Source organism: Erythrobacter donghaensis, assembly GCF_001557325.1.
GTDB lineage: Bacteria > Pseudomonadota > Alphaproteobacteria > Sphingomonadales > Sphingomonadaceae > Erythrobacter > Erythrobacter donghaensis_B.
The window spans coordinates 1-24,868 of record NZ_LSJS01000114.1; the positions used below are offsets into that span (position 1 = coordinate 1).

Sequence of the window (24,868 nt, forward strand, 5' to 3'; positions counted from 1 at the left end):
GCCTCGAACCGGCAGCGGATCCCCGCCAGCATCGCGAGGCTGAAGGTGCCCGTGCCGCCGATATGCGCGATCGGCATCGCCACCATCATGCAATCGCCCGCGCGGTAATCGGTGTAATAGGTGAGGCCCGCGGCAATCCCTTCGACCCGCAGGCGGGTGAGATTGGCATTGGACAGCAGCACGCCCTTGGGGTGGCCGGTGGTGCCCGAGGTATAGAGCTGGAGGATGGGATCATCCGCACCGCAGGGCGTGAAGACCGCAGGCTCGCAGCCGCGCGCCGCGTCCAGCATCGCCGCGTCCTCGAGCAGTTCGGGCGGGCTCGCCAGATCGGCCGCCGCCTTCGCCGCAAGCTCCATGAAGTCGGGCGCGGCGACCAGCAGCCTCGCCCCGGTATCGCCGAGGATATAGGCGATCTCGCGCGCGGCGAGCCGCCAGCCGATCGGCGCGATCACGATCCCCGCGCGCGCGCAGGCGCAATAGAGCAGGCCATAGCTCGCCGCGTTCTTGCCGAGAAACGCCACGCGGTCGCCCGCGCCGATGCCGCGCGCGGCCAGCATGGCGATGATCTGCCGCGAGAGCCGCTCTACCTCGCCATAGGTGAAGACCAGGCCTGCGCCCTCGATCGCGGGCGCACCGGGCTGCTCGGCGGCCCAGTGGGCGAGGATTGCGTCGAGGGTGAGGTAACGGTGCTGCGCAATCTGGGCCATGCTGGTGTCTCTCTCCCGGGGGCATGTTTTTGCCCGTGAGATTAACCCTGCAGCGCGCGGCGTCCAGCCGCCAAATTCAGCGAAACCGCCCCTGCCGCCGCGCGGCGGGCTCGCGGGCCAGCAGCCAGATGCCGAGACCGATCGGCCCCGCCATCAGCGTCGCGAACAGGATCGGGGCCTGAATGAAGCGCGAGATGTTCTTCGCGTCCGCATCGCGCGCGATCCACAGCCCGGCGAACAGATCGAAGGCGAGGTAATGCGTCCAGCCGATCGTCACCCCGCCATCGCTCGCGAAGATCGCGCGGATGCCCGGGATGGTGGTGAAATCGGCCCCGCCCCCGCCCGTGTTGGGGATCAGCCCGCTCACCACCCCGATCAGAGCGACGGCATAGACGAGGCACAGCAGGCCCACACCCAGATAGAGGATCGCCGAGAGCAGCGCGGGCCAGCGCGGGAGCAGGATCAGCGCGGTCCACGCCACCAGCGCGAGGAGGTTCACCGCCCTGAACACCAGCGCCCAATCCATCAGTCCGCCGCCTCCTCTTGCGTCGCAATCTTGCGCCATTCGCGCGCGGCGCGGCGGATCGCCTCGTTGTCATGAGTGAAGCGCCCGCCCGCGCGGCGCAGCGCCAGGCCGAGCGCGGCCTCGGCGACCAGCCCGGCCTCGATCGAGCGATATTGCTCCCACTTGCCCGAGAGCAGCGGGTCGATCAGCGGCGCGGCGATGATCGCGGCACGCTCGGCAAGGCGCAGGTCGCCGCTGCGCTCGCCGCGCAGGAGGCCGGGGTGGAGGATGTCGAGGCGCTTGAAGCCGATCCGGCTCACCGCCTCCTCGGTCTCGGCCTTGACCCGCATGTAGAGCGCCTTGCTGCGCTTGTCGGCCCCGGCGGCGCTGACCAGCACCATGTTCGGGATGCCGGAGCGCTTGGCCGCTTCGGCGGTGGCGAGCACGAGGTCGTGATCGACCGCGCGGAAGGCGGCCTCGTCGCGCCCTGCCTTCTTCCAGGTGGTGCCGAGCGCGCAGACCAGCGCGCGCGGGCGCACCGCATCGAGCACCTCGCCCCACTTGTCGGGCGCGGCGACGAACATCTCCATCCGCGCACCCAGCGGCAAGGGCGCCTCGCGCCGGGCGATGCCGAGGATGCGCACGGCATCGCCCGCGCTCGCGATCTCGATCGCGCGGCGCCCGATCAGCCCCGTGGCCCCCACCAGCGCGACCCGCACCGGGCCGGTCGTGCGCGGCTCATACATTGATCAGGCCCTCGGGACGGGTGCCGTAGATCGCGCCAACGGCCTTGATCGCGAAGCGGTCGCTCATCCCGGCGATGAAATCGGCGATCACCCGGGCGCGCTGCGGCTCGGCGCGGGGCAGACGTGCAAGCCAATCGTCGGGCATCAGCGTCGCGTCCTGCGCATAGGCGGCAAACAGCCGCGCGACGACATCGCGCGCCTTTTCGGCCGCGGCGATCTGTTCGGGGTGGTAGTAGAGGCGCTCGTACATGAAGCTCTTCAGCCGCCGCTCCTGCGCGGCCATGGCGGGGGAGAAACCGGCGAGCTGGCGTCCCGCGGCGCGCACCTCGGCGACCGAGGACAGGCCCTTCGCCTGCTCTGCCGTATGCGCGATCACGTCATTCACCATCATCCCGATCTGGTCGCGTATCATCTCGCGCAGCAGACGCTCGCGCGGGGCGTGGGGAAAGCGCTTTTCGACCGTCCGCCACTGGTCTGCGAGGAAATCGAGGCCAAGCAGGTCATCGAGCTGGAGAAACCCGGCGCGCAGGCCATCGTCGATATCGTGGTTGTCATAGGCGATGTCGTCGGCCACGGCCGCGACCTGCGCTTCGAGCGAAGGCCAGCTGCCGAGTTCGAGCGGAAAGGCAGCGTCGAGCTCGGCCAGCGCCCAGTTCGGCGCGGTGACGGGGCCGTTGTGCTTGGCCAGCCCCTCGAGCAGATCCCAGGTGAGGTTCAGCCCGTCATGCTCGGGATAGGGGCACTCGATCCGCATCACCGTGCGCAGCGCCTGGGCGTTGTGGCAGAACCCGCCGTGCCGCTCCATCGCCTGCGCCAGCGCGGCCTCGCCGGCATGGCCGAAGGGGGGGTGGCCGAGATCATGTGCGAGGCACAGCGCCTCGGTCAGATCCTCGTCGAGCCCGAGCGCGCGCGCGATCACCCGCCCGATCTGCGCGACTTCGAGGCTGTGGGTGAGGCGGGTGCGGTAGTGATCGCCGTCGGGCGCGATAAACACCTGGGTCTTCGACTTCAGCCGCCGGAAGCTCATCGAATGGATGATCCGATCGCGGTCGCGCTGGAACGGGCTGCGCGGCCCGCGCTGCTCGCCCGTATCGGCGCGCGCAAATTCGCGGGCGGGTCCGGCGGCGGGATCGGCAGCATAGGGGGCGCGGGGCATCACGGGCTCAGCGCTTAGGGGCAAGGCCGCGGCGGCTCAACCGGAACGGGGCGGAAACACCGCAAGGAACCACGAATTTCAACGCCTTGGCGTCCGCGAAACTGGGGAGAAATATGGGGCCGCCCTCCGGTGATTGGGGGGGAGGAGAGCGGCCCCAAGGGCCTGCGGTGCGACCCGAAGACCCGGATCATGCCTTACGTTTCCGTGACAGAATCCGGGGGCGCAGATAGTGAGAACGTTAACGCGTTGCACCCCGCGCAACGCCGCGATGCGGCAGGGCGCCCGTCGTGGAGGACGAGCCGAGAACTAGCCCACGACTTCCTGCTCGAGGATCCAGTTCGCCGCTGCCTCGCAGTGGATGCGGGTGGAATCGAAGATCGGCAGCACGTTGGCATCGACGTCGACCACCAGATCGAGCTCGGTGCAGGCGAGCACCACCGCGGCGGCGCCTTCTTGCGCGGTGTTGGTGATGATCGTCTTCAGCGTCCGTTCGGCCTCGCGGGTGACCTTGCCGACCATCAGCTCGTCATAGATGATCTTGTCGAGCTGTTCGACATAGGCGAGGTTGGGCGGCAGCAGGTCGATCCCGTGCGCGACGAGCCGCTTGCGGTAAAAGCTCTCGGTCATGACGTTGCGGGTGCCGAGCAGGGCGGCGCTGGTCTTGTCGGCGCGCTTCATCGCGAGGCCGACATATTCGGCGATGTGGAGGATCGGGATGTTCACTGATGCGGCGACATCGTCATAGAGGCGGTGCATCGAATTGGCCCCGATGATGAGCGCCTCGGCCCCCGCCCCTTCCAGCCGCCGCGCGCTTTCGGTCAGCACGCTTGCCGCGCGCTGCCAGTCGCGTTCGGCGGTGAGCGCGTAGAGCTGGCAGAAATCGAGGCTCTCGATCAGCAGCGGGGCGCTCGCCATCGGGGCGGCGCGTTTCTGGACGATGCGGTTGATGCGATCGTAATAGGTCGCGGTCGACACCCAGCTCATGCCGCCGATGATCCCGAGTTTGCGCAAACGGGTGCCCCTTCGTTGTCGGTGTGCAGTTGCGAAGGGGTGTAGGGCGCGGGGCGGCCCCGCGTCCAGTGGTCACATGGCAGGTTGGCAACCTATCCCTGTTTTGGCGGCGGAGCGTGCTGTGCGAGCCACGCTTCGAGATCGGCGAGGGTCGCCGCCGGGGCCTCCTCGTGCGGCAGGTGGCCGATCCCGGGATAGATGCGCAAGGTGCTGGCGGGGAGCGTTCTTGCAAGCCATTGCCCGGCCTCGACCGGGATGATGCGGTCCTCTTCGCCCCACAGGATCAGGGTGGGGGTCTGCACCTTGGCGATGGCAGCGGCGCCGAGCGGATCATAGGGCTGGCTGAAGCGCGCAAGGGTGGCGCGGCGGTTGCCGGGGTAGCGCAGCAGCTCCCAGTAGCGGTCCACCGCGGCGGGGCTCGCCACCGACTTGACCGAGACCGATTGTTCGAGGCTCTGCCGGATCAGCGAGCGCGGCGTGATCTGTTCGGCGATGAGGTTCACGCCCGGCATCCGCGCAATGGTGAAGCCGATATTGCCGCTGTCCTTCTTGTCCTCTCCCTTGCGCGCGATCTTGAGCATCGGTCCGCCGCTGCCGTCGACCAGCACGAGGCCGTTGAGCCGCTCGGGATGGGCGATGGCATAGGCGAGCGCGTGCTTGCCCCCCATCGAATTGCCGCCGAGGATAAAGGTGGTAAGCCCCAGCATGTCCGCCACCTCGCCGATATCGGCGACGAAATTGGCGGTGGAATAGTCCTCGCGCGGGTCGGGGCCGGTGAGGCCGTGGCCGACCTGGTCGAAGCGGATCACGCGGTAGCGGGTCTTCAGGGCCTCGACCCATGGCTGCCAGGTGTGCAGATCGGCGTTGGAGCCGTGGAGCAGGATGATCGCGGGGGCATCCCTCGGCCCCTCGTCGCGCAGGTGCACCCTCACCCCATCGCCGATTGCGACGAATTGCGAGGGCGGGCCGCCATACTTTGCGCGCATTGCCGCCGGATCGGTGTCGGGGGTGCGGAAGACGAGGAAGGCGATCACCAGCACGCCAAGCAGCGCGAGCAGCCCGCGCAAGAGCCACTTCATCACTTGTCCATCTCCGCAATCCAGCGGCGCACCACCGCGACCCCGTCCTTGTCGACGCTCGCCTTGCCGAGCTCGGGCATGGCGATGCCCGGTGCCGCGCTGGCCATGCGGTAGAGCAGGATCGACTGGTCCGGATGCCCGGCAACGATCGAGAACTCGTATTCCCCCGCCCCGCGCCCCGCCGCGACCGGGCGCTTGCCGATGCCGAAGGCGTGGGGATCGCGCTGCTCCCAGCGCAGGTCGAGCCCGGAGTTGGATGCGCCGCCGCCCGGCTGGTGGCAATGGGCGCAATTCACATCGAGATAGGCGCGGGCAAGCGGTTCGGCGGGGTCGCCGGCCGTGCGCGCCCCCCACACGGGCAGCGTCCCCGCCCCCTCCGGCACCCGGTCGAGCGCGCCTGCCTTCGCCATCTGCCCGAGCCACGCCGCGGTCAGATTGCGCGCCTTGGGCCCGATCGGCACAACCTTGTTGTCGATCGAATGGCAGGTCTTGCACTGGTTCTTGTTGGGGATGGCATAGGAGATCGCCTCGCCCGCAGGCGTCACGAGATCGATCCGCCCGCCGGTGAGCGCTAGCGTCGCCTCGGTCTGCTCGGCGTTCCAGCGATAGGGGAGCGCCACCCAGCCATCCTTGCGGTGGAGCAGCACGCGGGTCTCGATCAAGCGGCGATCCGCTCCCTCGCCGAAAGCGAAGGTCTTGATGATCGCGGCGCCGACGGGGAATTGCAGCAGGCCCTCCCCGTCGGCCGTGAGCTGCGTGCCCTCGGGCAGGTAGATGAAGCGCAGCTTCTCCGCCCCGTCCGACCACAGCGGGGTATTGAGCGCATAGGGGAACACCCGCGCACTCGGCTCTTGGGCGCGCCCATCCTGAAAAAAGGCATATTCGCTCAGGGTCTTGGGAAACCCCGCGCTGGTGATCGCCGCGTCATCGACCGGCGGCGGCTCCAGCACCGTCCCATGCGCCATCGCCCCGCCAAGCGCGAGCAGAGCCGCTGCCAGCAGAACGCGCGGACGCCTCACTTCAGCCGCGCCTCCAGCTCCGCCGGCGCGCCGACATCGGGAAATTGCCAACTTTCCAGCGGGGTCAGCGTGAGCGGCCCCGGCTGCGCCTCGGCAAGGCTCTGGCCGGGTTTCGTGAGACCCAGCGTCCAGCCGGTCACGCCTTCCGCGATCCGCAAGCCGTCACCGTCCTGCACGATCCCGTCCCACAGCACCGGCGGCAGCGCGCCGCCGAAGGCCTCGAGCAGCGCCTCCCTGCCTTCGAGCTGCGGATCGTCCCCCCCGCGTCCGAAGGCATTGGGGCCGACGATCACGTTCCTCGCATAGGGGTTGTAGCGCGGATCGTCGAAAGGCTGGGTGTAGGCGATCACCATGACATGCGCGGTGGGGTTGTTCTCGAAGGCATTATCCTCGATCAGCACGCCGTCATTGGCCATCACCAGCACCCCGGTGCCGCGCCGCACGCTGGCGACGATATTGCCGGGGGGCGCGAAGTTGGGGGTGTCGTTGTCGCTCACCACGTTTTCGCGCAGGATCACGGTGCCGCCGTTCATCACCGGCAGGCCGGGGAGGTCGAACACCAGCAGCCCGCCGGTGTTGCGGCTGGCGATGTTGTTGGTGACCAGCGCGCGGCGGCTGTTCTCGATCTCGATGCCGGCGACGTTGAAGGTGACGATGTTCTCGCTCACCGTGATGTCGCTGCTCTGGCCGACATAGATCCCCGCGTCCGACGCGCCCGAGACCTTGGAATTGGTGACCAGCACGCCCGCGCTTTCGACCGGGTAGATGCCATAGGCGCCGTTGGTCGCCTTGGGCCCGCCGGTCCATTCGACCCGGATGCCCGAGTAGACGATCATGTCCGCGCCCTTGGACTTGATCCCGTCACCCTTGGGGTTCTCGACCGCGAAGTCACGCAAGGTGACGTTGTCGGAGGTGACCAGCAGACCCTCGCCGCTGCCTTCCTGATTGGTGAAATCAAGGATCGACTTGTCCATCCCCTGCCCGCGCACGGTCACCCCGTCGACATCGAGGCTGAGCCCGTCCGTGAGGGTGAAGCGCCCCTCTGCGAGTTCGATCACGTCGCCCGGCTGGGCGAGGATCAGCGCCTCCTGCAAGCGCTCGGCCGCCCCTTCGGTGGCTTCGATGCGGTGCGTCTCGGCAGCGAGCGGCGCGGCGGCAGCTGATGCGAGCAGCGCGGCGGCGAAAGCGATGCGGTTCATGGTGTTCTCCCTCTCCGCTGCGCAGTGTGGCGCAGGCGGGGGAGAAAAGGCAAGCGCCTCAAGTAGCGAAGCGATAGGCAGATAAAAAACCCTCAGCCCAATCCGATCGCGCACAGTCCGGCCGAGGTGGTGAGCACCGCCACCGCCTCGCCGTCATTGACGCGGCGCAGGCGCTTCACGAGTTCGCCGAGGCCGTAGCCTTCCTCGGGCTCGCCCTCCTGCGCGGCCATGCCCTGCCGCAGCTTCCACAGCTGGCCGATGGTGAGGCGGTCCACCATGCGCTCGGCCATGCAGGCGGCGCGCTTCTCGCCGATGCCGGATTCCACCAGCGCGCCCTTGACCTGCCATTCGACCAGCGGGTTGGCGAGGCCGCTGAACAGCGCCCCGGCACCCAGTCCGACGATCAGCAGAAGTCCGATCAGCAGCTTCTTCATGGGAAGATCAGTCCAGCGACTTGACGATTTCCTCGACCATCTTCTTCGCATCCGCGAGGAGCATGACGGTCTGGTTCATGTAGAAGACGTCGTTGTCGACCCCGGCATAGCCGACGCCCCCCATCGAGCGCTTGATGAAGAACACCTGCTTGGCCTTGTCGACATCGAACACCGGCATCCCGTAGATCGGCGAGGCCTTGTCGGTCTTGGCCGCCGGGTTCACCACGTCGTTGGCGCCGATGATGAAGGCAACGTCGGCCTGGGCGAATTCGGAGTTGATGTCCTCGAGCTCGAAGACCTCGTCATAGGGCACGGATGCCTCTGCGAGGAGCACGTTCATGTGCCCGGGCATGCGGCCCGCGACGGGGTGGATGGCGTACTTCACCTCCACGCCCTTTTCCTTGAGCTTGTCGCCCATTTCGCGCAGCGCATGCTGGGCCTGGGCCACCGCCATGCCGTAGCCGGGGATGATGATGACCTTTTCGGCCTGTTCGAGCATGTAGGCCGCGTCTTCGGCAGAGCCCTGCTTGTAGGGCCGCTGCTCGCGCGCCCCGCCGCCGCCGGCAGCGCCCGCGTCGGCACCGAAGCCGCCCGCGATCACGCTGATGAAGCTGCGGTTCATCGCGCGGCACATGATGTAGCTGAGGATAGCCCCCGAGGAGCCCACCAGCGCGCCGGTGATGATCATCGCGGTGTTGCCGAGCGTGAAGCCCATCGCCGCCGCGGCCCAGCCCGAGTAGGAGTTGAGCATCGAGACCACCACCGGCATGTCCGCCCCGCCGATCGGGATGATCAGCAGGAAGCCGATGGCGAAGGCGAGCAGCGCGATGGCGATCACCATCCAGCCCTCGCCCGCCGCGCCAGCGGGCGAGACGGTGTAGAGCGCGATCAGCACGAGGATCGCGGCGAGCGTGCCGAGGTTGATGATGTGCCGCGCGGGCAGCAGGATCGGCGAGCCGCTCATCCGGCCCGACAGCTTGAGGAAGGCGATGACCGAGCCGGAGAAGGTGATCGCGCCGATGGCAATGCCGAGGCCGAGTTCGATGCGGCTCACCGCGAGGATCTGCCCCGCCGCGTCCACGATCCCGAAGGACTGTGGATCGAGCCATGCGCCGAAGCCGACCACCACCGCCGCCAAGCCGACCAGCGAGTGGAAGCCCGCGACCAGTTCCGGCATCGCGGTCATGGCGATGCGCCGCGCGACCACGACACCGATCGCGCCGCCGATGCCGACCGCGATCAGGATCTCGACGATGTTGGCGATGTCATGGGTGACGAGCGTCGTCCCCACCGCGAGCGCCATGCCGATCATGCCGTTACGGTTGCCGGTGCGCGAGGTCGCGGGGCTCGACAGGCCGCGCAGCGCGAGGATGAAGAACACCCCCGCGACAAGGTAGGCAAGCATCGCCCAGGCGGGGGTTCCGGCGCCGTGAGCGGCTGCCGTGGTTGTGGCTGAGGAAAGCTGAGCGATATTCATGCTGGCCGGTTCAACTCCGCACGGGTTTGGAGGACAGCAGCTTCCGTCTGTCGGAAGCACCTCGCAGGCATAGGCCGGCCCTGCGATAAGGGCAGTTACTAGACCAGTGGCAAAGTTGGAGAAGCGGTTCATCCTCACTTCTCCTTCTTCTTGTACATCGCGAGCATGCGCTCGGTCACGGCAAAGCCGCCGAAGATGTTGATGCTCGCGAGCACCACGCCGAACAGGCCGAGATACTTGGCGACCGGGCTGTTGGCCTCGGCGCCGGCGATCAGCGCGCCGACGATGATCACCGAGGAAATCGCGTTGGTCACCGCCATCAGCGGGGTGTGCAGCGCCGGGGTGACCGACCAGACGACGTAATAGCCCACGAAGCAGGCCAGTACGAAGATGCTGAGAATCGAGATAAAATCCATGTCAGCCCCTATTTCCCCGGTGCCAGATATTCGGTCAGCAGCGTCACCAGCCCGGGCACGTCCGCGCCACGGCTGAGGTTCAGGGCGATGGGTTCGCTGCCCGAGACGGTGATGGTGAGTTCGGTGTCGAGATCGAAGTGCCCTGCGCTCTCCAGCGCGAAGGTGGTGATCGCGCGGTAGGGGATCGAGAGATATCGCCGCTTCGATCCGGTCAGCCCCTGGATGTCCGTGATCATGATCCGCCGGTCGGTGAAGATGATCGAATCGCGCACCATCCTGAAGGCGAACCGCACCTGCTCGCCGCGCCCGAGCGCATAGCCGAGATCCTCGGCAGCGTCGGCAGCGTCCCATACGGTGGCGTTGATCAGGCCCATCGCTCTAGTAATCCTCGCGGGCACGGGGCGCGGGACCAGCCGCAGGCGCGTGGAGCCAGACGGCCACGCGCGCGCCGGACAATGCCGGGATCAACGACCGGACGACGTAATGGCCCACAAGGCAGGCCAGCACGAGGATGCCGGGATTCGAGATGAAGTCCATGTTAGCCTTCCGGGTAGCTGTCAGGATGGGATCGTATGTCGGCAGGTCCGGCGATCATCCGTGCGGGCAAGGACGCGTTGCTCACAGCACCTCCCCCACCTTCATGCCGGTGTAGGAGACCGTTCCGGTGCCGGTTTCCCGGTTGTAGGACATCACGCTGAGGATGCCGCCCGCAAACGGGACGGTCTGCGGCATCTTGTCACCCATCGGAATCCGCTGCTGGCCAAAACAATAGTCAGCATTGTTGGGAAACCCCAGGATCGAACGCCCCTCGGCGCGGGGAGCGCAAAGGTTGAAGATCAACTCGCTGAAGAAAAGTGACCCGGTGTAGATCACCAGATCGAACTTGATCGGCGCAAGATCGGTTGCGGGCTGGAAGGCATCCTTCGGAACAGCCGCGCGCACATCCTCCCATTCCGCGACGGGGAAGCGGCCGATGATGTAGCCATAGGAAGTCGAGGAATAGTAGTCGCCGCCATTCTGGGCGGTGACGCCGACCTTGTCGAACGCGCCGTCGCCGTCGGAGTCCGCAAGGCACCTGATCGATGCCATCTTGCGCCTGCGCTCGGTCTCGCAGATGACGTTCTTCGCCCGGTTCGCCGGGGCAAAGGTAGTGCCCGCCGGTATCGTCTCCCGCTTGCCCCGCCCCGGAATCTCCCGGACCAGCCTCACGGGATCGACTGGCACCGCCTTGCCGATTTCAACGCGCGTGTTCTTGGCGAAGGGCGTATTGACGAGCGGCTCCGCGCTGCTCGTGACCACCCACGGAATCGAAACGATGCGCGGCAATGGCCGAGCCGACTGCGCAGACGCGGCATTCTGCCCCGCCAGCGCAAAACCGATTGCCGCGATCAAGCCTGCCGCAGCACGCTTCACCCCAGCAGCCTTTCGTTAACGACCTTGCCGCCCTGCGTCAGCCGGATCGCGTTGCCGATTTCCTCGTCGAGCACCGGCTTGCCCGCTTCCTTGTCCCAGAAGGCGCTGAGGAAGTTGTAGTGGTTCCTTGCAAACAGCGCGGAGGCGTCGGCGGGGAGCGCGGCGGGGGTGTTGGCGTAGCCGATGATCTTGACGCCGTGCTTCTCGACCACCTCGTCCGCCACTGAACCCTCGACATTCCCGCCCTGCGCCACCGCTAGGTCGAAGATCACGCTGCCCGGCTTCATCGTCGCGATCTGCGCGTCGGTGACGAGGCGCGGCGCGGCGCGGCCCGGGATCAGGGCGGTGGTGATGACGATGTCCTGCTTGGCGATGTGCCCGGACACCAGTTCGGCCTGCGCCTTCTGGTATTCCTCGCTCATCTCGGTCGCATAGCCGCCCGAGCCTTCGCCCTCGATCCCCGCGACGTTCTCGACGAAGATCGGCTTGGCGCCCAGCGACTGGATCTGTTCCTTGGTGGCGCTGCGCACGTCGGTCGCCGAGACCTGCGCACCCAGACGCCGCGCGGTGGCGATCGCCTGGAGGCCCGCCACGCCCACGCCCATGATGAACACCCGCGCAGCCTGCACCGTGCCGGCCGCAGTCATCATCATCGGGAAGGCGCGGCCATAGGCGTCCGCTGCCGCCAGCACCGCCTTGTAGCCGGCAAGGTTCGACTGCGAGGAGAGCACGTCCATCGACTGCGCGCGGGTGATGCGCGGCATGAATTCCATCGACAGCGCCTCGAAGCCTGCCGCCGCATAGGCATCGACCACATCACGCTTGGTGAAGGGATCGAACAGCGCTGCCACCATCGCGCCGGGCTTCGCGCCCGCCAGCAGCGCCACGTCGGGCGCCTGGATGCCGAGCACGATGTCGGCATCCTTCACCGTCGCCGCCGCATCGCCGAGGCTCGCCCCGGCCTCCGCATAGGCCGAATCCTCGACCGAGGCAGCGACGCCCGCCCCCGCCTCCACCGCGACCGTGCAGCCGAGGGCGGCAAACTTCTTCACCGTTTCCGGCGTGGCGGCAACGCGCGTCTCGCCCGAGGCGCGCTCTGTCAGGATGGCGATTTTCACGTGGCGTGCGCGCTTAGCTGGCGATCATCGCGACGACAGCGAAGGTGATCACCGCGATCACCGGCACGGCCCATTTCAGCGTGGCCATGAAGCCGCTGTAGGTGGCGGTGGCCTTTTCCATGTCGTGAACACTCATGATGTCTCTTCCCCTTGGGCGGCCTAACGCTCGGGCGAGCGATTGGTTGCCGGACGGTTGACGAAAAATCGGGCCGGATGGCCCATGCCGCTCCCGTATCGGAGCGACGCGCCTATCTCAAGTCACCTTTAGTGAGAGGCATCGCGCCCTCCCCGCGCCCGCCGCTGGCGGCACACCTGTCCCGCTGCGGCACAGTCTTAATCGGGTTTTTACCCCTCGTGCCTATCACCGCAAGATCATGTCGGAGCCGGAACCTGTCTCCGGCCCAGCGAGGGAGCCGAACGGCATACGCGATGGCAGAGATGGATTGCCTTCCCCAGGCGCAGGATGATGCGCGGATCGTCATGCTCATCGACGACGAGCCCGCGCAGGGCCGCCTCATCACCGCGATCGCCGCGCGCGATGGCTGGCGCACGATCGTCGCGCCCGATGCCGAGACCGCGATCGCCATGCTCGGCACGCGCGAGGGGATGCAGCTTTCCGCGATCCTGCTCGACCAGTGGGTGCCGGGCGACGATGCCTGCGCGCTGATCGCCGAGCTGAAGTCGCGCCGCCCAGCCCTCCCCATCCTCATGCTCACCACCAGCGCCTCGCCGCTGCTCGCGGTCGAGGCGATGCGTGCGGGCGCTTCGGACTACCTCGTCAAGCCGGTCTCGCCCGACCGGCTGATGGAAGCGCTGCGCAGCGTCACCACCCGCGATGTCCCGCGCGACGAGCTTGCCCCGCTCACCGAGAAGATGTCGGCCACGCTCGATTTCGACGCGATGATCGGCACCGCGCCCTCCTTCCGCGCCGCGCTCGCCCAGGCCGCCAAGGCCGCACGCGGGCATGGCCACGTGCTGATCGAGGGCGAGACCGGCACCGGCAAGGAAATGCTGATGCGCGCGATGCACGGCGCGTCCCCGCGCGCCAAGGAGGCCTTGCGGATCATCAACTTCGCGAGCGTCCCGCAGGGGTCGATCGATTCGGTGCTGTTCGGCCACGAGCCCGGCAGCTTCCCCGGCGCTTTCGACCGCCAGATCGGCGCCTTCCAGCATTGCGACGGCGGGACGCTGATCCTCGACGAGATCGACCGCCTCACCCCGGCGCTCCAGCAGCGCCTCGCCGAGGCGCTCGATACCGGCATCATCCGCCCGGTCGGCGCGAGCTACGGCTTCCGCGTCGATGTGCGCCTGCTGGTCACCAGCAATGTCGGGCTCGACCGGATGGTCGCGGCCGGGCAGTTCGACGCCGGGCTCGCCGCCAGGCTGGGCGCGACCCGCATCCACCTTCCCCCCTTGCGGGAACGCACCGGGGACATCCCCGCCCTCGCCCGCCACTTCCTCGCCCGCATCGGCGAGCAGCCGGGGCTCAACCATCTCTCGGTGTCCGACGGCGCGCTGGCGCTTCTGGCCGCCTATGACTGGCCGGGCAATGTCCGCCAGCTGCAATCGGTGCTGTTCCGCGCGGCGGTCTATTGCGAGGGCAATTCGCTGACCGCCGACAGCTTCCCGCAGCTCTCCGAGATGCTCGGCGAGCAGAGCGGCGCGGCGAGCAACAGCCACGAGGGCGTGGGCATCATGCTCTACACCCCCGACGGCAACCTGCGCCCGCTGGAAGAGATCGAGGCCGACGTGATCCGCCTCGCCATCGGGCATTACCGGGGGCGGATGACCGAAGTGGCGCGGCGGCTGGGGATCGGGCGCTCGACGCTCTACCGCAAGCTCAGCGATCTCGGGATCGACAATGCGGCTTGACGGGGCAGCCTGAGATTGGGCAACGGCGCGGCACCTGAAGGAGTAGGTCAAGTGGACAAGCGGCACCGCTAAGGCGGCAACAGCAAGGCAGGCGCGGCGCAAGGCCGTCGCCCCCCGTTCACTTCCATTCTTCGAGGTTTCCCCATGCCCAGACTTCAAGGCGCCTTCTGCGTCGTCACCGGCGGCGCGCGCGGCATCGGCCGTGCCATCTGCACCGCCTTCATCGCCGAGGGCGCGCGCGTCCTCCTCACCGACATCGACACCGCGGGCGGCGCGGCCAGCGCGGCCGAACTCGGCTGCGACTTCCTGAAACTCGACGTCCGCTCGGAAGCCGATTGGGAGGCGCTCGCCGCGCTTCACCCTCATGCCGACGTGGTGGTCAACAATGCCGGGATCACCGGGTTCGAGGACGGGATGGTGCCGCACGATCCCGAGCACGCCAGCCTTGCCGACTGGCGCCAAGTCCATGCGGTCAACACCGACGGCACCTTCCTCGGCTGCCGCTATGCGCTGCGGGCGATGCGGGATGCCCGCAAGGGCTCGATCATCAACATCTCCTCACGCTCGGGCCTGGTCGGCATTCCGGGCGCGGCAGCCTATGCCGCGTCCAAGGCCGCGATCCGCAACCACTCCAAATCGGTCGCGCTCTATGCCGCACAGCAGGGCTGGCAGGTGCGCTGCAATTCGGTTCACCCCGCCGCGGTGCTCACGCCGATGTGGGAGCCGATGCTGGGCGAAGGGCCCGAGCGCGAGGCGAACATGGCCGCCCTCGTCGCCGACACGCCGCTCAAGCGCTTCGGCACGCCGGAGGAGGTCGCCGCGCTGTGTGTCTACCTTGCCAGCGACGAGAGCGCATACATGACCGGCGCCGAACTCACGCTCGACGGGGGGCTCCTCGCAGGCAGCGCCGCATCGCCCGGCTGAGGGGATGGCTTGATCGGCGGGGGCTGCACGCCTAGCAGCCCCCGCCATGACCATCATTCAGGATTTCACCGGGCGCGCGGCGCTCGTCACGGGCGCCGCGTCGGGGATCGGGGCGGCGTGTGCCAAGGCCTTGGCTGCAAGGGGTGCCGCCAAGCTGGTGCTGGTCGATGTCGACAGCGCTGGCATGGATGCGCTCGATCTGCCCTGCGATGTCCAGCGGATTGTCGGCAGCGTTGCCGACGAGCGCTTGTGGCAGGGCATTGCCGGGTCATTGGCGGGTATTGACCATGCAGTTGTCAACGCAGGGATCGGTTCGGGCGGGCCCATTGCCTCGGTTTCACTTGCCGAATGGCGCCGCGTCATGGACGTAAACCTCGACGGGGCGTTCCTGACGCTGGGCCATGCGCTCAGGGCGATGGAGGGCAGGCGTGGCAGCGTGGTTGTCGTGTCGTCGACCACCGGTCTCAAGCCCGTTCCCGGGATCGGCCCTTACGGCGTCGCCAAGGCTGCGGTGGCGCACATGGCCCGCATCGCCGCTGCCGAGAACGCGAAAAACGGCATTCGTGTCAATGCGATAGCCCCCGGCGGGGTCGATACCGCGATCTGGGAGAGTGGCGAGGACTTCCGCGCCTCGATCGCCGCCATCGGCCGCGAGGCGACCCTCGCGCGGATGGCCAGGACCACCCCCTCGGGCCGCTTCGCCTCCTCCGAGGAGATGGCGGATTCGATCCTCTACCTGCTCTCAGACGCTGCCGCCAACATCACCGGCCACGTGCTGGTGTCGGACGGCGGCTTCACGCTGTGATGGACTATCGCAGGGGCAATCCTACATTAACCCCTTGAAATGTTTCACGTGAAACATTTTGCGCGCGTGGCGGGGATCACGCCGGCTCGATCGTGAAGCCCGGCACCGCCGCCGGCTCCTTGTGGCCGGGGTGATACATGTCCATGAAGATCATCGACTTGGCGGGCGTGCTGCCCTCGCACAGCACTTCATAGCCGTCGATGATCCGTTCATAGACCCCGATCCCGAAATTCCCCACGCGGCGATAGGTCGGGGCCTTGCCATCGGCGCAGCGCAGGCGGGCGAGGTAGGCGCGCTGCCCGCCGGGCATGTCGGCGCGCACCGGGTTCTCCTTGGCACCGAGCGGGTGCGCCTGTGCCTTTTCGACCAGCTTGGCGAGTTCCTTGCCGCCAACGATCGGGTTGCCGAAGATGTCGGTCGCCTCCTGCGCCGCCGCGGGCAGCGCCGCGCTCCCCGCCAGCACCACCCACGCTGCAAGCCCTGCGAGCACCTTGTTGCGAAGCATCATCGTCCCTCCCTCCCCGAAGTTTCTCAGAGGCTTGCACAAAGCGCGCCGGGCTTCAAGCGCTCTCACCAGCCGAAGGTCTGGCTCGTCAGCGTGGCGCTGGTGTTGCCCCTGAGGCTGACGGTCACGGCCCGCGCCTTCCAGTCGATGTCGACGAGGCCATAGTTCTCGATGGGGTAGAACTTGCCCACCCGCGCCGCGTCCGGCTCGCGGGCGGTGCTGCGCTCGATGTCGTCCCCGAAGGCGAGGTTCAATGAGGAGCTGGTCAGCTCCCAGATCGTCTCGCCGCCGTGGTCGACCTTGTAGATCCCCCCCGCGTGGCGATCGCCCGAGAGCAGCACCAGCCCGCTCGCCTCGCGCTTGCCCAGAAGGTCAAGCAGCCGGGTGCGCTCGGCCGGGAAGTTGGTCCAGCCCTCGAACTGGTGGGCGGTGGTCAGCACCTGAGTCGAGGAGACCACGATGCGGAGGTCGGCGGGCTTGGCCAGCTCGGCCGCCAGCCACGCCCATTGCGCCTCGCCGAGGATGGTCTTGCCCGCGCTGTCATCGGGCAGATAGCCGCCGAGCGGCGGGCGTTCCTTGGTCCACGCGGCGCGCTTGAGGTCGGAGCGGAAGAAGCGCGTGTCGAGCAGGATCACCTGCACGCGCTTGCCCTCGGGCCCGGTGATGCTGCTCTGGTAGATCCCCGGGCGCGCCTTCACCGCCTCGGGCGATCCCCAGAAGGTCTCGAACAGCGTCTCCGCCCAGCCCCGGAAAGGGAAGCTGCCGCCGGCATCGTTGAGGCCGAAATCATGATCGTCCCAAGTCGCCATCATCGGCACCTTGGCGCGGAAGGCGGCGAATTCGGGGTGCGAGGCCTGCAGGGCATAGGCGCGGCGCAGAGATGCGAGACCCGCGTCGCCATCCCAACCGGCATCGCCGTAGACATTGTCGCCGATCATCAGGAACAGCTGCGGGCTCTGTGCGGAGATCTGCGCCCACATGTGCTGCGAGGCGCTCTGGTGGTTGCAGCTGCCGACCGCGATGCGGGTGAGCGTGGTGTCGGCGGGCAGCACCGGATTGATCCCGGCATAGGGCAGAGCCGACTGGGCCTTCAGCGCCTCGTAATAGGGGGAGAGCAGCTGGTCGGGGGTGACCTCCACCGCTTGCGGGGTCTGGCCCCAGGCGGGCGCGGTGCTCGCGAGCAGAGCGGCAGCGGAAAGCAGGGTGCGGCGCATAGGGGAGCTCCTTGATCGAAAGGGTTGCGCGAGGGTCTGGCGGCGGGCCGTTACAGAACCGTGGCAGGCTCTCACAGCGGCGGCAGCGTGCTGCAATCGGTCAGCGCAGCATCCCTCAGCCCGCGCCACACGTTGCGCGCCTGCACCGTCTCGGCGACATCGTGGACGCGCAGCAGGTGGACGCCCGCCTCCATGCCCTTGATCGCCAGCGCGATCGATCCGGCGAGGCGTTGGCTTGCCTCCTCCTCGCGGCTGAGCGCCCCGATCATCCGCTTGCGGCTCGCCCCCAGCATCAGCGGGCTGCCGAGCGCATGGAACAGCGGCAGGGCGTTGATCAGCGCAAGGTTCTCGGCGAGGGTCTTGCCGAAGCCGATGCCGGGATCGAGGATGATGCGATCCTCGCCGATCCCCGCCGCGATGGCCGAGGCGCGGGCGTGGTGGAGGAAATCGAACACCTCGCTCACGACGTCGGCATAGCCCGGGCCCTTGTGGAGGTCCTCGCCCGCGCCCGGCGCATGCATCAGCACCACCGGGCAGCCTTCGGTTGCGACGACCTCCTTCGAGCGCGGGTCGTAGCGCAGCGCCGAGACGTCGTTCACCATGTGCGCGCCCGCCGCAAGGCCCGCTGCCAGCACGCCCGCGCGGCGGCTGTCGAGGCTGATCGCGGCGCCCATGCTCGCGCAATATTCGATTGCGGGCACGACGCGGCGGATTTCCTCGTCCTCGAAGGTCGCCGCCGCGCCGGGCCGCGTGCTCTCCCCGCCAATGTCGATGATCGCCGCCCCCGCCTCGAGCATGGCGGCGGCATGCTGGCGGCCCGCTTCGAGCGTGTCATGCTTGCCGCCGTCCGAAAAGCTGTCGGGCGTGACGTTGAGGATCCCCATCACCTGCGGCTGATCGAGCCGGACGGTGCGCGCGCCGAGCTGGAGCGGGGGGTGTGCCTTGGCAAGGTTCGCCCACTGCGCCGCGCCCTCGTCCGCGAGAGCGCCTGAAAGGCGCGCGAGCGCCCGCTCGATCTCGTCGCGCGTGCCGGTGATCCGCTCTGCCACCGCCCGCCCGTCACGCAGCACCAGCGCGAATTCGCGGGCATAGACCATGCTGCCGCCAAGCCGCACCGCCGCGCCCTCCACCGCCTGCGGACCGGGGGCGAGGGTGAGGGGGTGGATATAGACGGAGTCAGCCATGGGGGCTGTCTAGCAGGCGCGCGGCGGGGCGGACAACGCGGGTGCGCGGCTTATCGTCAGGCGCCACGCGTTTCACCTTTTCCTAACCGGCTCACCCGTATGACGGAGGCTCAGGAGCCCCGTATCATGCTGACTTTGGTGGAATTGTTCTTCGATGCCCTGTCGATCGGCAACGAGATCGAACGTGACCGTCGCGACGACCGTCAGCGGCGGCGCAGCTGGGGCAAGGTTCTGACCTACACGGTCTGGGTGATCATCGCCGTGATCGCGCTGGTGCTGTTCAAGCTGGTCTGACCGGGCCGATCAGTCCTCGGCGGCGAGCAGGTAGAGCTGGCGCGCCGCGTCGATCGGCTGCACTTCCCCGCCCTGCTCGTAGTGCCAGAAAGCCCAGCCGTTGCACGAGGGCGCGCCTTGCAATTCCTTCCCGAGCCCGTGGATCGAGCCGGTCTTGCCTTGGCACTCCAGCGAGCCGTCGGTGCGCACGGTGGCGATGAAGCGGCGCTTCTTGTCGAAGACTTGCGAGCCCGGCGGGATCAGCCCTGCCTCGACCACCGCGCCGAACGCCACCTTGGGCGCGGTGCGGGGGGATTGCATCGTGGTGAGTGCGCTTTCGTCCAAGGGCAGCTCGCGGTCGATGCGCTTGGTGGCGACTTCCCTGTAAAAATCCTCGCGCTCGCAGCCGATCCATTCGCGCCCCAGACGCTTGGCGACCGCGCCGGTGGTGCCGGTGCCGAAGAAGGGATCGAGCACCACGTCGCCCTTCTCGGTCGTCGCCAAGAGCACGCGGTAGAGCAGCGCCTCGGGCTTCTGAGTGGGGTGCGCCTTCCTGCCGTTCTCCTTCAGGCGCTCGCCCCCCGAGCAGATCGGCAGAACCCAGTCGGAGCGCATCTGGAGCTCGTCATTGAGGGTCTTCATCGCGCGGTAATTGAAGTGGTAGCGCGACTTCTCGCCCATGCTCGCCCAGATCAGCGTCTCGTGCGCGTTGGTGAAGCGGGTGCCCTTGAAATTGGGCATGGGGTTGGTCTTGCGCCAGACGATGTCGTTGAGGATCCAGAAGCCGAGGTCCTGCAGGATCGCCCCAACGCGAAAGATGTTGTGGTAGGAGCCGATCACCCACAGCGCGCCATCGGGCTTGAGGACGCGGCGCGCCTCGGTCAGCCATTCGCGGGTGAACTGGTCATAGGCGGCCATGGAATCGAACCGGTCCCAGTGATCGGTCACGGCGTCGACATGGCTGCCGTCGGGCCGCGCGAGATCGCCGCCCAGTTGCAGGTTGTAAGGCGGATCGGCGAAGACGAGGTCGACGCTGGCCGAGGGCAGCGAGCGCATCGCCGCGACGCAGTCACCGGGCAGGATGCGGCCCAGCGGCAGATCGGCGCGCACGACTTCCTGCGCTTTCTCAAGGCTTTTCGCGCGCGACTTCACCTTTTCCATCAAGCCTGCCACGGGGCCCTCGCCTGTCATGTGTGGGAACTTATCCACAGGCATGAGTCTTCGAAGAGTCCGCGTCAAGCCTCTAATTTTGCGTGAGCATTGTGATGGCGTGAGCCGCGCGGGCGGAACGAAACGAGTCCGGCACAAGATGTAGAGTCCCGCGCGCAGCCCGGGACTCCGGATGTGGGGGTGTGGCGGGGAGGACTCACCCGCAAGCGAGAGCGACCTAGATCAGCACCAGTTGCGATACCGGCGCGAAGCTGCGGCGATGCAAGGGGCTCGGCCCGTGCAGCCGCAGCGCTTCCATGTGCTCGGCCGTGCCGTAGCCCTTGTTGCGCTCCCAGCCGTAATGCGGGTGCGCGGCGGCCGCTTCCAGCATCATCCGGTCGCGCCATTCCTTGGCGATGATCGAGGCGGCGGAGATGCAGGGCTCGATCCCGTCCCCGCCGACGATCGCGCGCGCGGGCCAGCACCATTCGGGGCAGCGGCCATGCGGGGTCAGGTTGCCGTCGATCAGCACCTCGCGCGTCTCGCACTCCAGCGCCGCGGTCAGCGCCGCCACGGCGCGGGTCATCGCGTGCATGGTCGCCATGAAGATGTTGAGCCGGTCGATCTCCTCGGGCTCCACCACCGCGACCGCCCAGCCGCAGCCCGCGCGGATCGCATCGTCGAGCACGGCGCGGCGGGCGGACGAAAGCCGCTTGGAATCGTCGAGCCCGGAAGGTATCGCGGCGCCCAGAACCACCGCCGCGGCCACCACCGGCCCGGCGAGCGGCCCGCGCCCTGCCTCGTCGACGCCGATCACCAGCGGCCGTCCCGAGGCGATCAAATCCGGAGTGACCCCAAGCATGATCCGTTCTGCCCGTTTGCTCGCCGCTCTTTCTCCTCTCCCGCTGATGCTGGCAAGCTGCGCCAATGCGCAAACGGGGGAAAGCGCCGCGACCCCCGCAGGCGAGGCCTTTACCACGACCGATGTCGCCGGCTTCGAGGAGCCGTGGGCTATGGCCTTCGCGCCGGGCACCGCGACGCTGTTCGTCACCGAGAAGGCGGGCACGGTCAAATTGCTCGACACCAGGACCGGGGAGACCGCGACGGTCACCGGCGCGCCCAAGGTCGATTACGGCGGCCAGGGCGGGCTGGGCGACATCGCCTTCCTGCCCGCCGAAGCCTCAAAGACGCTCGGCACCCGCACGATCTATCTGAGCTGGGCCGAGGCCGGTGAAGGCGACACCCGCGGCGCGGCGGTCGGCAAGGGCAAGCTGGTGTGCTCGGCCCCCACGACCTGCGCCATTCAAGACCTCGGCGTCATTTGGCGCCAGACCCCCAAGGTAACGGGCCGGGGCCACTATTCGCACCGCCTCGCCTTCTCGCCCGACGGCAAGTATCTCTACGTCGCCAGCGGCGATCGGCAGAAGATGCAGCCGGCGCAGGACACCGCCGCAACGCTCGGCAAGATCGTGCGCCTCAACCTCGACGGCACCCCGGCGGCGGGCAACCCCATGGCCGACAAGGGCGGCGTCACCGCCGAAATTTGGTCGATGGGCCACCGCAACATCCTCGGGATGGCGTGGGATGCGCAAGGCCGCTTGTGGGAGGTCGAGCACGGCCCGGCGGGGGGCGACGAGCTCAACCTCGTCACGGCAGGCGCCAATTACGGCTGGCCGGTGCGTTCGGACGGCGAACACTACAACGGCAACCCGATCCCCGATCACGCGAGCGGCGACGGCTTTGCCCAGCCCGCGCTCAGCTGGACCCCGGTGATCGCGCCGGGCGGCATGGTGATCTACACTGGCGACCAGTTCCCCGCGTGGAAGGGCCATGCGCTGATCACCGGGCTCGCGACGCAGGCGATCGTCGATGTGGCGATCGACGGCGAGAAAGCGCGCGAAGTCGCCCGCCACGAGTTCGATTCGCGTCTGCGGGCCATCGCCCAGGGCCCCGACGGGGCGATCTGGGTGGCGCAGGACGGCAAGGGCGCGCGGCTGCTCAAGCTCACCGCGAAATGACCGCAAGCCCGCGCGCTCAGGCCAGCGCGACGATCATCCCGCTCGAGGCTGTCGATCCCGCCATGATCGAGGAAGTGCTCGACCGCGCCTTCGGGCCGGATCGCCACGCGCGCACCGCCTATCGCATCCGCGAAGGCATGGCATGGCTCCCCGGCCTCAGCCTTGCCGCGCTCGACGAGCACGATCTGCTGGTGGCGACGATCCAGTGCTGGCCGGTGGGCCTCCAGACCCGAGAGGGGCAGGTGCCGCTGGTGATGGTCGGACCCGTAGCCGTGGTGCCCGAGCGGCAGGGCGAAGGCTTCGGCGTCGGGTTGATGAGCGCGATGCTGGCCGAGGATGCGCGGCTCGGGGCAGCGGGGCGCGGCGCGCTCCCCCAGGTGCTGATCGGCGACTCGTCCTACTATGGCCGCTGGGGCTTCTCCGCTGCCATGACCGGCGGCTGGCGCTGCCCGGGGCCCTATGAGCAGGACCGCCTGCTCGCCCGCGGTCACGGCCTCGCCGCGATGCCGGCCGAGGGCATGCTGGCCCCTTGGGAGGGCTGACCTCCGGCCTCGCCCGTAATGACGAATGGGGGGTTCACCTTCCCCGCCCCATCTGCCATCCCCTTGTCGACATGCCCTATGATCCGCCCCCGCACCTTGCCGGCCTGACCCTCGCCGAGATTGCCGCTCTGGTCGAGACGCGCCAGCTGCCGCCGGTCGAAAGCTGGTCGCCCGCCAAGGTCGGCGAGAGCCACATGGTGATCGCCGCCGACGGGACGTGGTTCCACGAGGGCGGCGCGATCCGGCGCGAGGCGATGGTGCGCGCCTTTGCGAGCCTGCTCACCCGCGACGATGCCGGCCATCACTGGCTGGTGACCCCGGTCGAGAAGCTCGCGATCGAGGTCGAGGATGCCGCCTTCATCGCCACCGATTGCGTCCGCAAGGACGATGCGCTGGTCTTCCGCCTCAACACCGACGACCTCGTGATCGCGGGGCCCGGCCACGCCCTGCGCGCGGCGGGAACGGCGGAGGAGCCCGCGCTCTACCTCCACGTCCGGCGCGGGTGCGAGGCGCGCCTCAACCGCTCGACCTGGGCGCAGCTCGCCGAGATCGCACTGGCCGAGGGCGCGGAGGATAATGGCTGGCAGGTTACCAGCCGGGGCGAGGCGTTCCGGCTGCTGCCATGAGCCTTCATGACCCCCTCGCCCGCGCCTTCGCCGAGGGCCACGCGCGCGACATTCCCGATCTGCTGAGCGACGCGCAATTCGCCCAAGGGGGCCGCGCGACCCCTGCCGCGGTGCTGATCGCGATCACCGATGTGCCCCGCAATCCGCAGGTGATCCTCACCCAGCGCCCCCGCGCGATGCGCGATCATCCCGGGCAGGTCGCCTTTCCCGGCGGCAAGATCGATCCCGGCGAGGACGCCGTCACCGCCGCGCTGCGCGAGGCCGAGGAGGAACTTGCCTTGCCGCGCGAGGCGGTGCGGGTGATCGGCACCAGCGATGTCTATCACACCGGCACCGGCTTTCTGGTGACACCGGTGGTGGGCGTGGTGCCCCCCGGCCTGCCGCTCGTCCCCAACCCGCAGGAGGTCGAGGCCTGGTTCGAAGCCCCGCTCGGCCTGCTGCTCGATCCCGCCAGCTGGACCACCAACGAGGTGTTCTGGCGCGGGGCGATGCGGCGCTATCTCGAGCTCGAGTGGCAGGGCTTCCGCATCTGGGGCGTGACCGCGGCGATCATCGCGAACCTCTCGCGCCGGATCACGCTGGAGGCCCTGCGCGATGCTGCCTGACCTTTGCGGGGCCGAGTGGACGCGGCGCGAGGGGCTCGCCGCGCTGACCCGCGCTTTGGGTGCCGATAACATCCGCTGGGTCGGCGGGGCAGTGCGCGACGGCCTGCTGGGCGTGGGCGTCGCCGATGTCGACTGCGCGACGAAACTCATGCCCGCCGAGGTGATCGCCGCCTGCGGCCGGGCGGGCATCCGCACCGTGCCGACCGGCATCGACCACGGCACCGTCACCGCGATCCTCAAGGACGGACCCGTCGAGGTCACCACCCTCAGGCGCGATGTCGCGACCGATGGCCGGCGCGCGACCATCGCCTTCGCCTCCGACTGGCCCGAGGATGCCGCGCGGCGCGATTTCACCATCAATGCGCTCTACGCCCACCCCGAGACGCTGGAGATCGCGGACTACTTCGGCGGGCTGGCGGACCTCGCCGCGCGGCGGGTGCGCTTCATCGGCGACGCGCGCCAGCGGATCGCGGAGGATCACCTCAGGATCCTGCGCTACTACCGCTTCCAGACCCGCTTCGGCGCGGACCTCGATACCGAGGCCGAGGACGCCTGCGCGGAGCTTGCCCACACGCTCAAGGGCCTCAGCCGCGAACGTATTGCCGCCGAACTGCTGGCGCTGCTCGGCCTCAACGATCCCCACCCCACGATCGCGCGGATGCGCACAAGGGGCGTGCTGCCGGTGATCCTGCCCGAGGCCTGTCCGCCGCAGATCGCTCTCCTCGGCAAGCTGATCGCCGCCGAGGCCGCGCAAGGCATCGCCCCCGATCCCGTCCGCCGCCTCGCCGCACTGCTCCCGCCGAGCCCGGAGACCGCCGAGACGGTCGCCGCGCGCCTGCGCCTGTCGAAAGCGCAGCGCGCGCGGCTCGTC

General features: G+C 68.4%; 30 protein-coding genes. 9 read left to right on the forward strand and 21 right to left on the reverse strand.

Annotated elements, in window-relative coordinates; translation table 11 throughout:
* From AX692_RS06020 to AX692_RS20670, 16 genes are all read right to left on the reverse strand, one after another.
* On the reverse strand, positions 1-707 hold a 707-nt coding region (locus tag AX692_RS06020), incomplete at its 3' end, for an AMP-binding protein (RefSeq protein ID WP_155646271.1).
* Positions 708-783: 76 nt separating this feature from the next.
* Positions 784-1,233, reverse strand: a complete 450-nt coding sequence (locus AX692_RS06025; protein WP_073973278.1) for an ABA4-like family protein — start codon at positions 1,231-1,233, stop codon at positions 784-786.
* Positions 1,233-1,958: an NAD(P)H-binding protein gene (locus tag AX692_RS06030; protein ID WP_073973277.1), complete on the reverse strand. Its 726-nt coding sequence runs from the start codon at positions 1,956-1,958 to the stop codon at positions 1,233-1,235. Before AX692_RS06030 ends, AX692_RS06025 begins: the two co-directional genes overlap by 1 nt.
* The gene (locus tag AX692_RS06035) at positions 1,951-3,114 is read right to left on the reverse strand and encodes a deoxyguanosinetriphosphate triphosphohydrolase (RefSeq protein ID WP_073973276.1); all 1,164 of its coding nucleotides are present in this window, start codon (positions 3,112-3,114) and stop codon (positions 1,951-1,953) included. Before AX692_RS06035 ends, AX692_RS06030 begins: the two co-directional genes overlap by 8 nt.
* 306 nt (positions 3,115-3,420) lie before the next feature.
* Positions 3,421-4,125, reverse strand: coding sequence for an aspartate/glutamate racemase family protein (locus AX692_RS06040; RefSeq protein ID WP_073973275.1), 705 nt, complete (start codon positions 4,123-4,125; stop codon positions 3,421-3,423).
* A 92-nt stretch (positions 4,126-4,217) separates the two neighbouring features.
* Entirely contained in the window at positions 4,218-5,204 is a 987-nt protein-coding gene (locus AX692_RS06045) for an alpha/beta fold hydrolase (protein WP_073973274.1), read from the reverse strand.
* Positions 5,204-6,223: an SO2930 family diheme c-type cytochrome gene (locus tag AX692_RS06050; RefSeq protein ID WP_073973273.1), complete on the reverse strand. Its 1,020-nt coding sequence runs from the start codon at positions 6,221-6,223 to the stop codon at positions 5,204-5,206. Before AX692_RS06050 ends, AX692_RS06045 begins: the two co-directional genes overlap by 1 nt.
* A complete protein-coding gene (locus tag AX692_RS06055; RefSeq protein ID WP_073973272.1) occupies positions 6,220-7,422 on the reverse strand; it encodes a parallel beta-helix domain-containing protein in 1,203 nt (400 codons plus the stop codon). The genes AX692_RS06050 and AX692_RS06055 overlap by 4 nt, the downstream gene beginning before the upstream one ends.
* Positions 7,423-7,514: 92 nt before the next feature.
* Positions 7,515-7,856: a hypothetical protein gene (locus AX692_RS06060; protein ID WP_073973271.1), complete on the reverse strand. Its 342-nt coding sequence runs from the start codon at positions 7,854-7,856 to the stop codon at positions 7,515-7,517.
* A 7-nt stretch (positions 7,857-7,863) separates the two neighbouring features.
* On the reverse strand, positions 7,864-9,261 hold the full coding sequence (locus tag AX692_RS06065) for an NAD(P)(+) transhydrogenase (Re/Si-specific) subunit beta (protein ID WP_230959554.1): 1,398 nt from the start codon (positions 9,259-9,261) through the stop codon (positions 7,864-7,866).
* Positions 9,262-9,467: 206 nt separating this feature from the next.
* A complete protein-coding gene (locus AX692_RS06070) occupies positions 9,468-9,749 on the reverse strand; it encodes an NAD(P) transhydrogenase subunit alpha (RefSeq protein WP_073973269.1) in 282 nt (93 codons plus the stop codon).
* Between the two features lie 8 nt (positions 9,750-9,757).
* Complete coding sequence (locus AX692_RS06075) at positions 9,758-10,123, reverse strand: PH domain-containing protein (protein WP_073973268.1); 366 nt, start codon at positions 10,121-10,123, stop codon at positions 9,758-9,760.
* 4 nt (positions 10,124-10,127) lie between these two features.
* The gene (locus AX692_RS19545) at positions 10,128-10,286 is read right to left on the reverse strand and encodes a hypothetical protein (RefSeq protein ID WP_155644931.1); all 159 of its coding nucleotides are present in this window, start codon (positions 10,284-10,286) and stop codon (positions 10,128-10,130) included.
* Positions 10,287-10,367: 81 nt separating this feature from the next.
* A complete protein-coding gene (locus AX692_RS06080) occupies positions 10,368-11,162 on the reverse strand; it encodes a hypothetical protein (protein WP_155644930.1) in 795 nt (264 codons plus the stop codon).
* The gene (locus tag AX692_RS06085; RefSeq protein ID WP_073973266.1) at positions 11,159-12,280 is read right to left on the reverse strand and encodes an NAD(P) transhydrogenase subunit alpha; all 1,122 of its coding nucleotides are present in this window, start codon (positions 12,278-12,280) and stop codon (positions 11,159-11,161) included. Before AX692_RS06085 ends, AX692_RS06080 begins: the two co-directional genes overlap by 4 nt.
* 13 nt (positions 12,281-12,293) lie before the next feature.
* A complete protein-coding gene (locus AX692_RS20670) occupies positions 12,294-12,416 on the reverse strand; it encodes a hypothetical protein (RefSeq protein WP_269135536.1) in 123 nt (40 codons plus the stop codon).
* Between the two features lie 302 nt (positions 12,417-12,718).
* On the opposite strand from AX692_RS20670, the gene AX692_RS06090 reads away from it, so the two are divergent.
* From AX692_RS06090 to AX692_RS06100, 3 genes are all read left to right on the forward strand, one after another.
* Positions 12,719-14,152, forward strand: a complete 1,434-nt coding sequence (locus AX692_RS06090; protein WP_073973279.1) for a sigma-54-dependent transcriptional regulator — start codon at positions 12,719-12,721, stop codon at positions 14,150-14,152.
* 144 nt (positions 14,153-14,296) lie between these two features.
* A complete protein-coding gene (locus AX692_RS06095) occupies positions 14,297-15,076 on the forward strand; it encodes an SDR family oxidoreductase (RefSeq protein ID WP_073973265.1) in 780 nt (259 codons plus the stop codon).
* A 46-nt stretch (positions 15,077-15,122) separates the two neighbouring features.
* Positions 15,123-15,881: an SDR family NAD(P)-dependent oxidoreductase gene (locus tag AX692_RS06100; RefSeq protein WP_073974270.1), complete on the forward strand. Its 759-nt coding sequence runs from the start codon at positions 15,123-15,125 to the stop codon at positions 15,879-15,881.
* A gap of 76 nt (positions 15,882-15,957) precedes the next feature.
* Here AX692_RS06100 and AX692_RS06105 read toward each other — a convergent pair whose 3' ends face one another.
* The 3 genes from AX692_RS06105 to folP all read right to left on the reverse strand — a co-directional run bounded on the left by AX692_RS06105 (position 15,958) and on the right by folP (position 18,784).
* Positions 15,958-16,389, reverse strand: a complete 432-nt coding sequence (locus tag AX692_RS06105) for a hypothetical protein (RefSeq protein WP_073974267.1) — start codon at positions 16,387-16,389, stop codon at positions 15,958-15,960.
* A gap of 62 nt (positions 16,390-16,451) precedes the next feature.
* Complete coding sequence (locus AX692_RS06110; protein ID WP_073974268.1) at positions 16,452-17,600, reverse strand: alkaline phosphatase D family protein; 1,149 nt, start codon at positions 17,598-17,600, stop codon at positions 16,452-16,454.
* 71 nt (positions 17,601-17,671) lie between these two features.
* Complete coding sequence (folP, locus tag AX692_RS06115) at positions 17,672-18,784, reverse strand: dihydropteroate synthase (RefSeq protein ID WP_073977136.1); 1,113 nt, start codon at positions 18,782-18,784, stop codon at positions 17,672-17,674.
* Positions 18,785-18,910: 126 nt separating this feature from the next.
* Between folP and AX692_RS06120 the strand changes: the two genes are divergently transcribed.
* Positions 18,911-19,078 (forward strand): hypothetical protein, encoded by a 168-nt coding sequence (locus AX692_RS06120; RefSeq protein WP_155644929.1) that lies wholly within the window; start codon positions 18,911-18,913, stop codon positions 19,076-19,078.
* 9 nt (positions 19,079-19,087) lie between these two features.
* On the opposite strand, the gene AX692_RS06125 is transcribed toward AX692_RS06120, so the two are convergent.
* Positions 19,088-20,218, reverse strand: coding sequence for a site-specific DNA-methyltransferase (locus tag AX692_RS06125; protein WP_330997327.1), 1,131 nt, complete (start codon positions 20,216-20,218; stop codon positions 19,088-19,090).
* Positions 20,219-20,444: 226 nt separating this feature from the next.
* Complete coding sequence (locus AX692_RS06130) at positions 20,445-21,068, reverse strand: ribonuclease HII (protein ID WP_073973422.1); 624 nt, start codon at positions 21,066-21,068, stop codon at positions 20,445-20,447.
* Here AX692_RS06130 and AX692_RS06135 point away from each other — a divergent pair.
* The 5 genes from AX692_RS06135 to AX692_RS06155 form a co-directional block, all read left to right on the forward strand.
* A complete protein-coding gene (locus AX692_RS06135; RefSeq protein ID WP_073973421.1) occupies positions 21,067-22,224 on the forward strand; it encodes a PQQ-dependent sugar dehydrogenase in 1,158 nt (385 codons plus the stop codon). The genes AX692_RS06130 and AX692_RS06135 overlap by 2 nt on opposite strands.
* Positions 22,221-22,766, forward strand: a complete 546-nt coding sequence (locus AX692_RS06140; RefSeq protein WP_073973420.1) for a GNAT family N-acetyltransferase — start codon at positions 22,221-22,223, stop codon at positions 22,764-22,766. Before AX692_RS06135 ends, AX692_RS06140 begins: the two co-directional genes overlap by 4 nt.
* Before the next feature lie 71 nt (positions 22,767-22,837).
* The gene (locus AX692_RS06145; protein WP_073975083.1) at positions 22,838-23,392 is read left to right on the forward strand and encodes a DUF1285 domain-containing protein; all 555 of its coding nucleotides are present in this window, start codon (positions 22,838-22,840) and stop codon (positions 23,390-23,392) included.
* Positions 23,389-23,997, forward strand: coding sequence for a CoA pyrophosphatase (locus tag AX692_RS06150; RefSeq protein WP_073975082.1), 609 nt, complete (start codon positions 23,389-23,391; stop codon positions 23,995-23,997). The genes AX692_RS06145 and AX692_RS06150 overlap by 4 nt, the downstream gene beginning before the upstream one ends.
* Positions 23,987-24,868 (forward strand): CCA tRNA nucleotidyltransferase (locus AX692_RS06155; protein WP_073977593.1); only part of this gene is annotated, 882 nt, incomplete at its 3' end. The genes AX692_RS06150 and AX692_RS06155, both read left to right, overlap by 11 nt.

What these genes read in the sequence shown, in the direction of transcription:
- AX692_RS06025 (WP_073973278.1), bottom strand. Translation starts at nt 1,233, where the DNA reads ATGGATTGGGCGCTGGTGTTCAGGGCGGTGAACCTCCTCGCGCTGGTG.
- AX692_RS06030 (WP_073973277.1), bottom strand. Translation starts at nt 1,958, where the DNA reads ATGTATGAGCCGCGCACGACCGGCCCGGTGCGGGTCGCGCTGGTGGGG.
- AX692_RS06035 (WP_073973276.1), bottom strand. Translation starts at nt 3,114, where the DNA reads ATGCCCCGCGCCCCCTATGCTGCCGATCCCGCCGCCGGACCCGCCCGC.
- AX692_RS06045 (WP_073973274.1), bottom strand. Translation starts at nt 5,204, where the DNA reads ATGAAGTGGCTCTTGCGCGGGCTGCTCGCGCTGCTTGGCGTGCTGGTG.
- AX692_RS06055 (WP_073973272.1), bottom strand. Translation starts at nt 7,422, where the DNA reads ATGAACCGCATCGCTTTCGCCGCCGCGCTGCTCGCATCAGCTGCCGCC.
- AX692_RS06060 (WP_073973271.1), bottom strand. Translation starts at nt 7,856, where the DNA reads ATGAAGAAGCTGCTGATCGGACTTCTGCTGATCGTCGGACTGGGTGCC.
- AX692_RS06065 (WP_230959554.1), bottom strand. Translation starts at nt 9,261, where the DNA reads ATGCTTGCCTACCTTGTCGCGGGGGTGTTCTTCATCCTCGCGCTGCGC.
- AX692_RS06070 (WP_073973269.1), bottom strand. Translation starts at nt 9,749, where the DNA reads ATGGATTTTATCTCGATTCTCAGCATCTTCGTACTGGCCTGCTTCGTG.
- AX692_RS06075 (WP_073973268.1), bottom strand. Translation starts at nt 10,123, where the DNA reads ATGGGCCTGATCAACGCCACCGTATGGGACGCTGCCGACGCTGCCGAG.
- AX692_RS19545 (WP_155644931.1), bottom strand. Translation starts at nt 10,286, where the DNA reads ATGGACTTCATCTCGAATCCCGGCATCCTCGTGCTGGCCTGCCTTGTG.
- AX692_RS20670 (WP_269135536.1), bottom strand. Translation starts at nt 12,416, where the DNA reads ATGAGTGTTCACGACATGGAAAAGGCCACCGCCACCTACAGCGGCTTC.
- AX692_RS06090 (WP_073973279.1), top strand. Translation starts at nt 12,719, where the DNA reads ATGGATTGCCTTCCCCAGGCGCAGGATGATGCGCGGATCGTCATGCTC.
- AX692_RS06095 (WP_073973265.1), top strand. Translation starts at nt 14,297, where the DNA reads ATGCCCAGACTTCAAGGCGCCTTCTGCGTCGTCACCGGCGGCGCGCGC.
- AX692_RS06100 (WP_073974270.1), top strand. Translation starts at nt 15,123, where the DNA reads ATGACCATCATTCAGGATTTCACCGGGCGCGCGGCGCTCGTCACGGGC.
- AX692_RS06105 (WP_073974267.1), bottom strand. Translation starts at nt 16,389, where the DNA reads ATGATGCTTCGCAACAAGGTGCTCGCAGGGCTTGCAGCGTGGGTGGTG.
- AX692_RS06110 (WP_073974268.1), bottom strand. Translation starts at nt 17,600, where the DNA reads ATGCGCCGCACCCTGCTTTCCGCTGCCGCTCTGCTCGCGAGCACCGCG.
- folP (WP_073977136.1), bottom strand. Translation starts at nt 18,784, where the DNA reads ATGGCTGACTCCGTCTATATCCACCCCCTCACCCTCGCCCCCGGTCCG.
- AX692_RS06120 (WP_155644929.1), top strand. Translation starts at nt 18,911, where the DNA reads ATGCTGACTTTGGTGGAATTGTTCTTCGATGCCCTGTCGATCGGCAAC.
- AX692_RS06125 (WP_330997327.1), bottom strand. Translation starts at nt 20,218, where the DNA reads ATGGAAAAGGTGAAGTCGCGCGCGAAAAGCCTTGAGAAAGCGCAGGAA.
- AX692_RS06135 (WP_073973421.1), top strand. Translation starts at nt 21,067, where the DNA reads ATGATCCGTTCTGCCCGTTTGCTCGCCGCTCTTTCTCCTCTCCCGCTG.
- AX692_RS06130 (WP_073973422.1), bottom strand. Translation starts at nt 21,068, where the DNA reads ATGCTTGGGGTCACTCCGGATTTGATCGCCTCGGGACGGCCGCTGGTG.
- AX692_RS06140 (WP_073973420.1), top strand. Translation starts at nt 22,221, where the DNA reads ATGACCGCAAGCCCGCGCGCTCAGGCCAGCGCGACGATCATCCCGCTC.
- AX692_RS06145 (WP_073975083.1), top strand. Translation starts at nt 22,838, where the DNA reads ATGCCCTATGATCCGCCCCCGCACCTTGCCGGCCTGACCCTCGCCGAG.
- AX692_RS06150 (WP_073975082.1), top strand. Translation starts at nt 23,389, where the DNA reads ATGAGCCTTCATGACCCCCTCGCCCGCGCCTTCGCCGAGGGCCACGCG.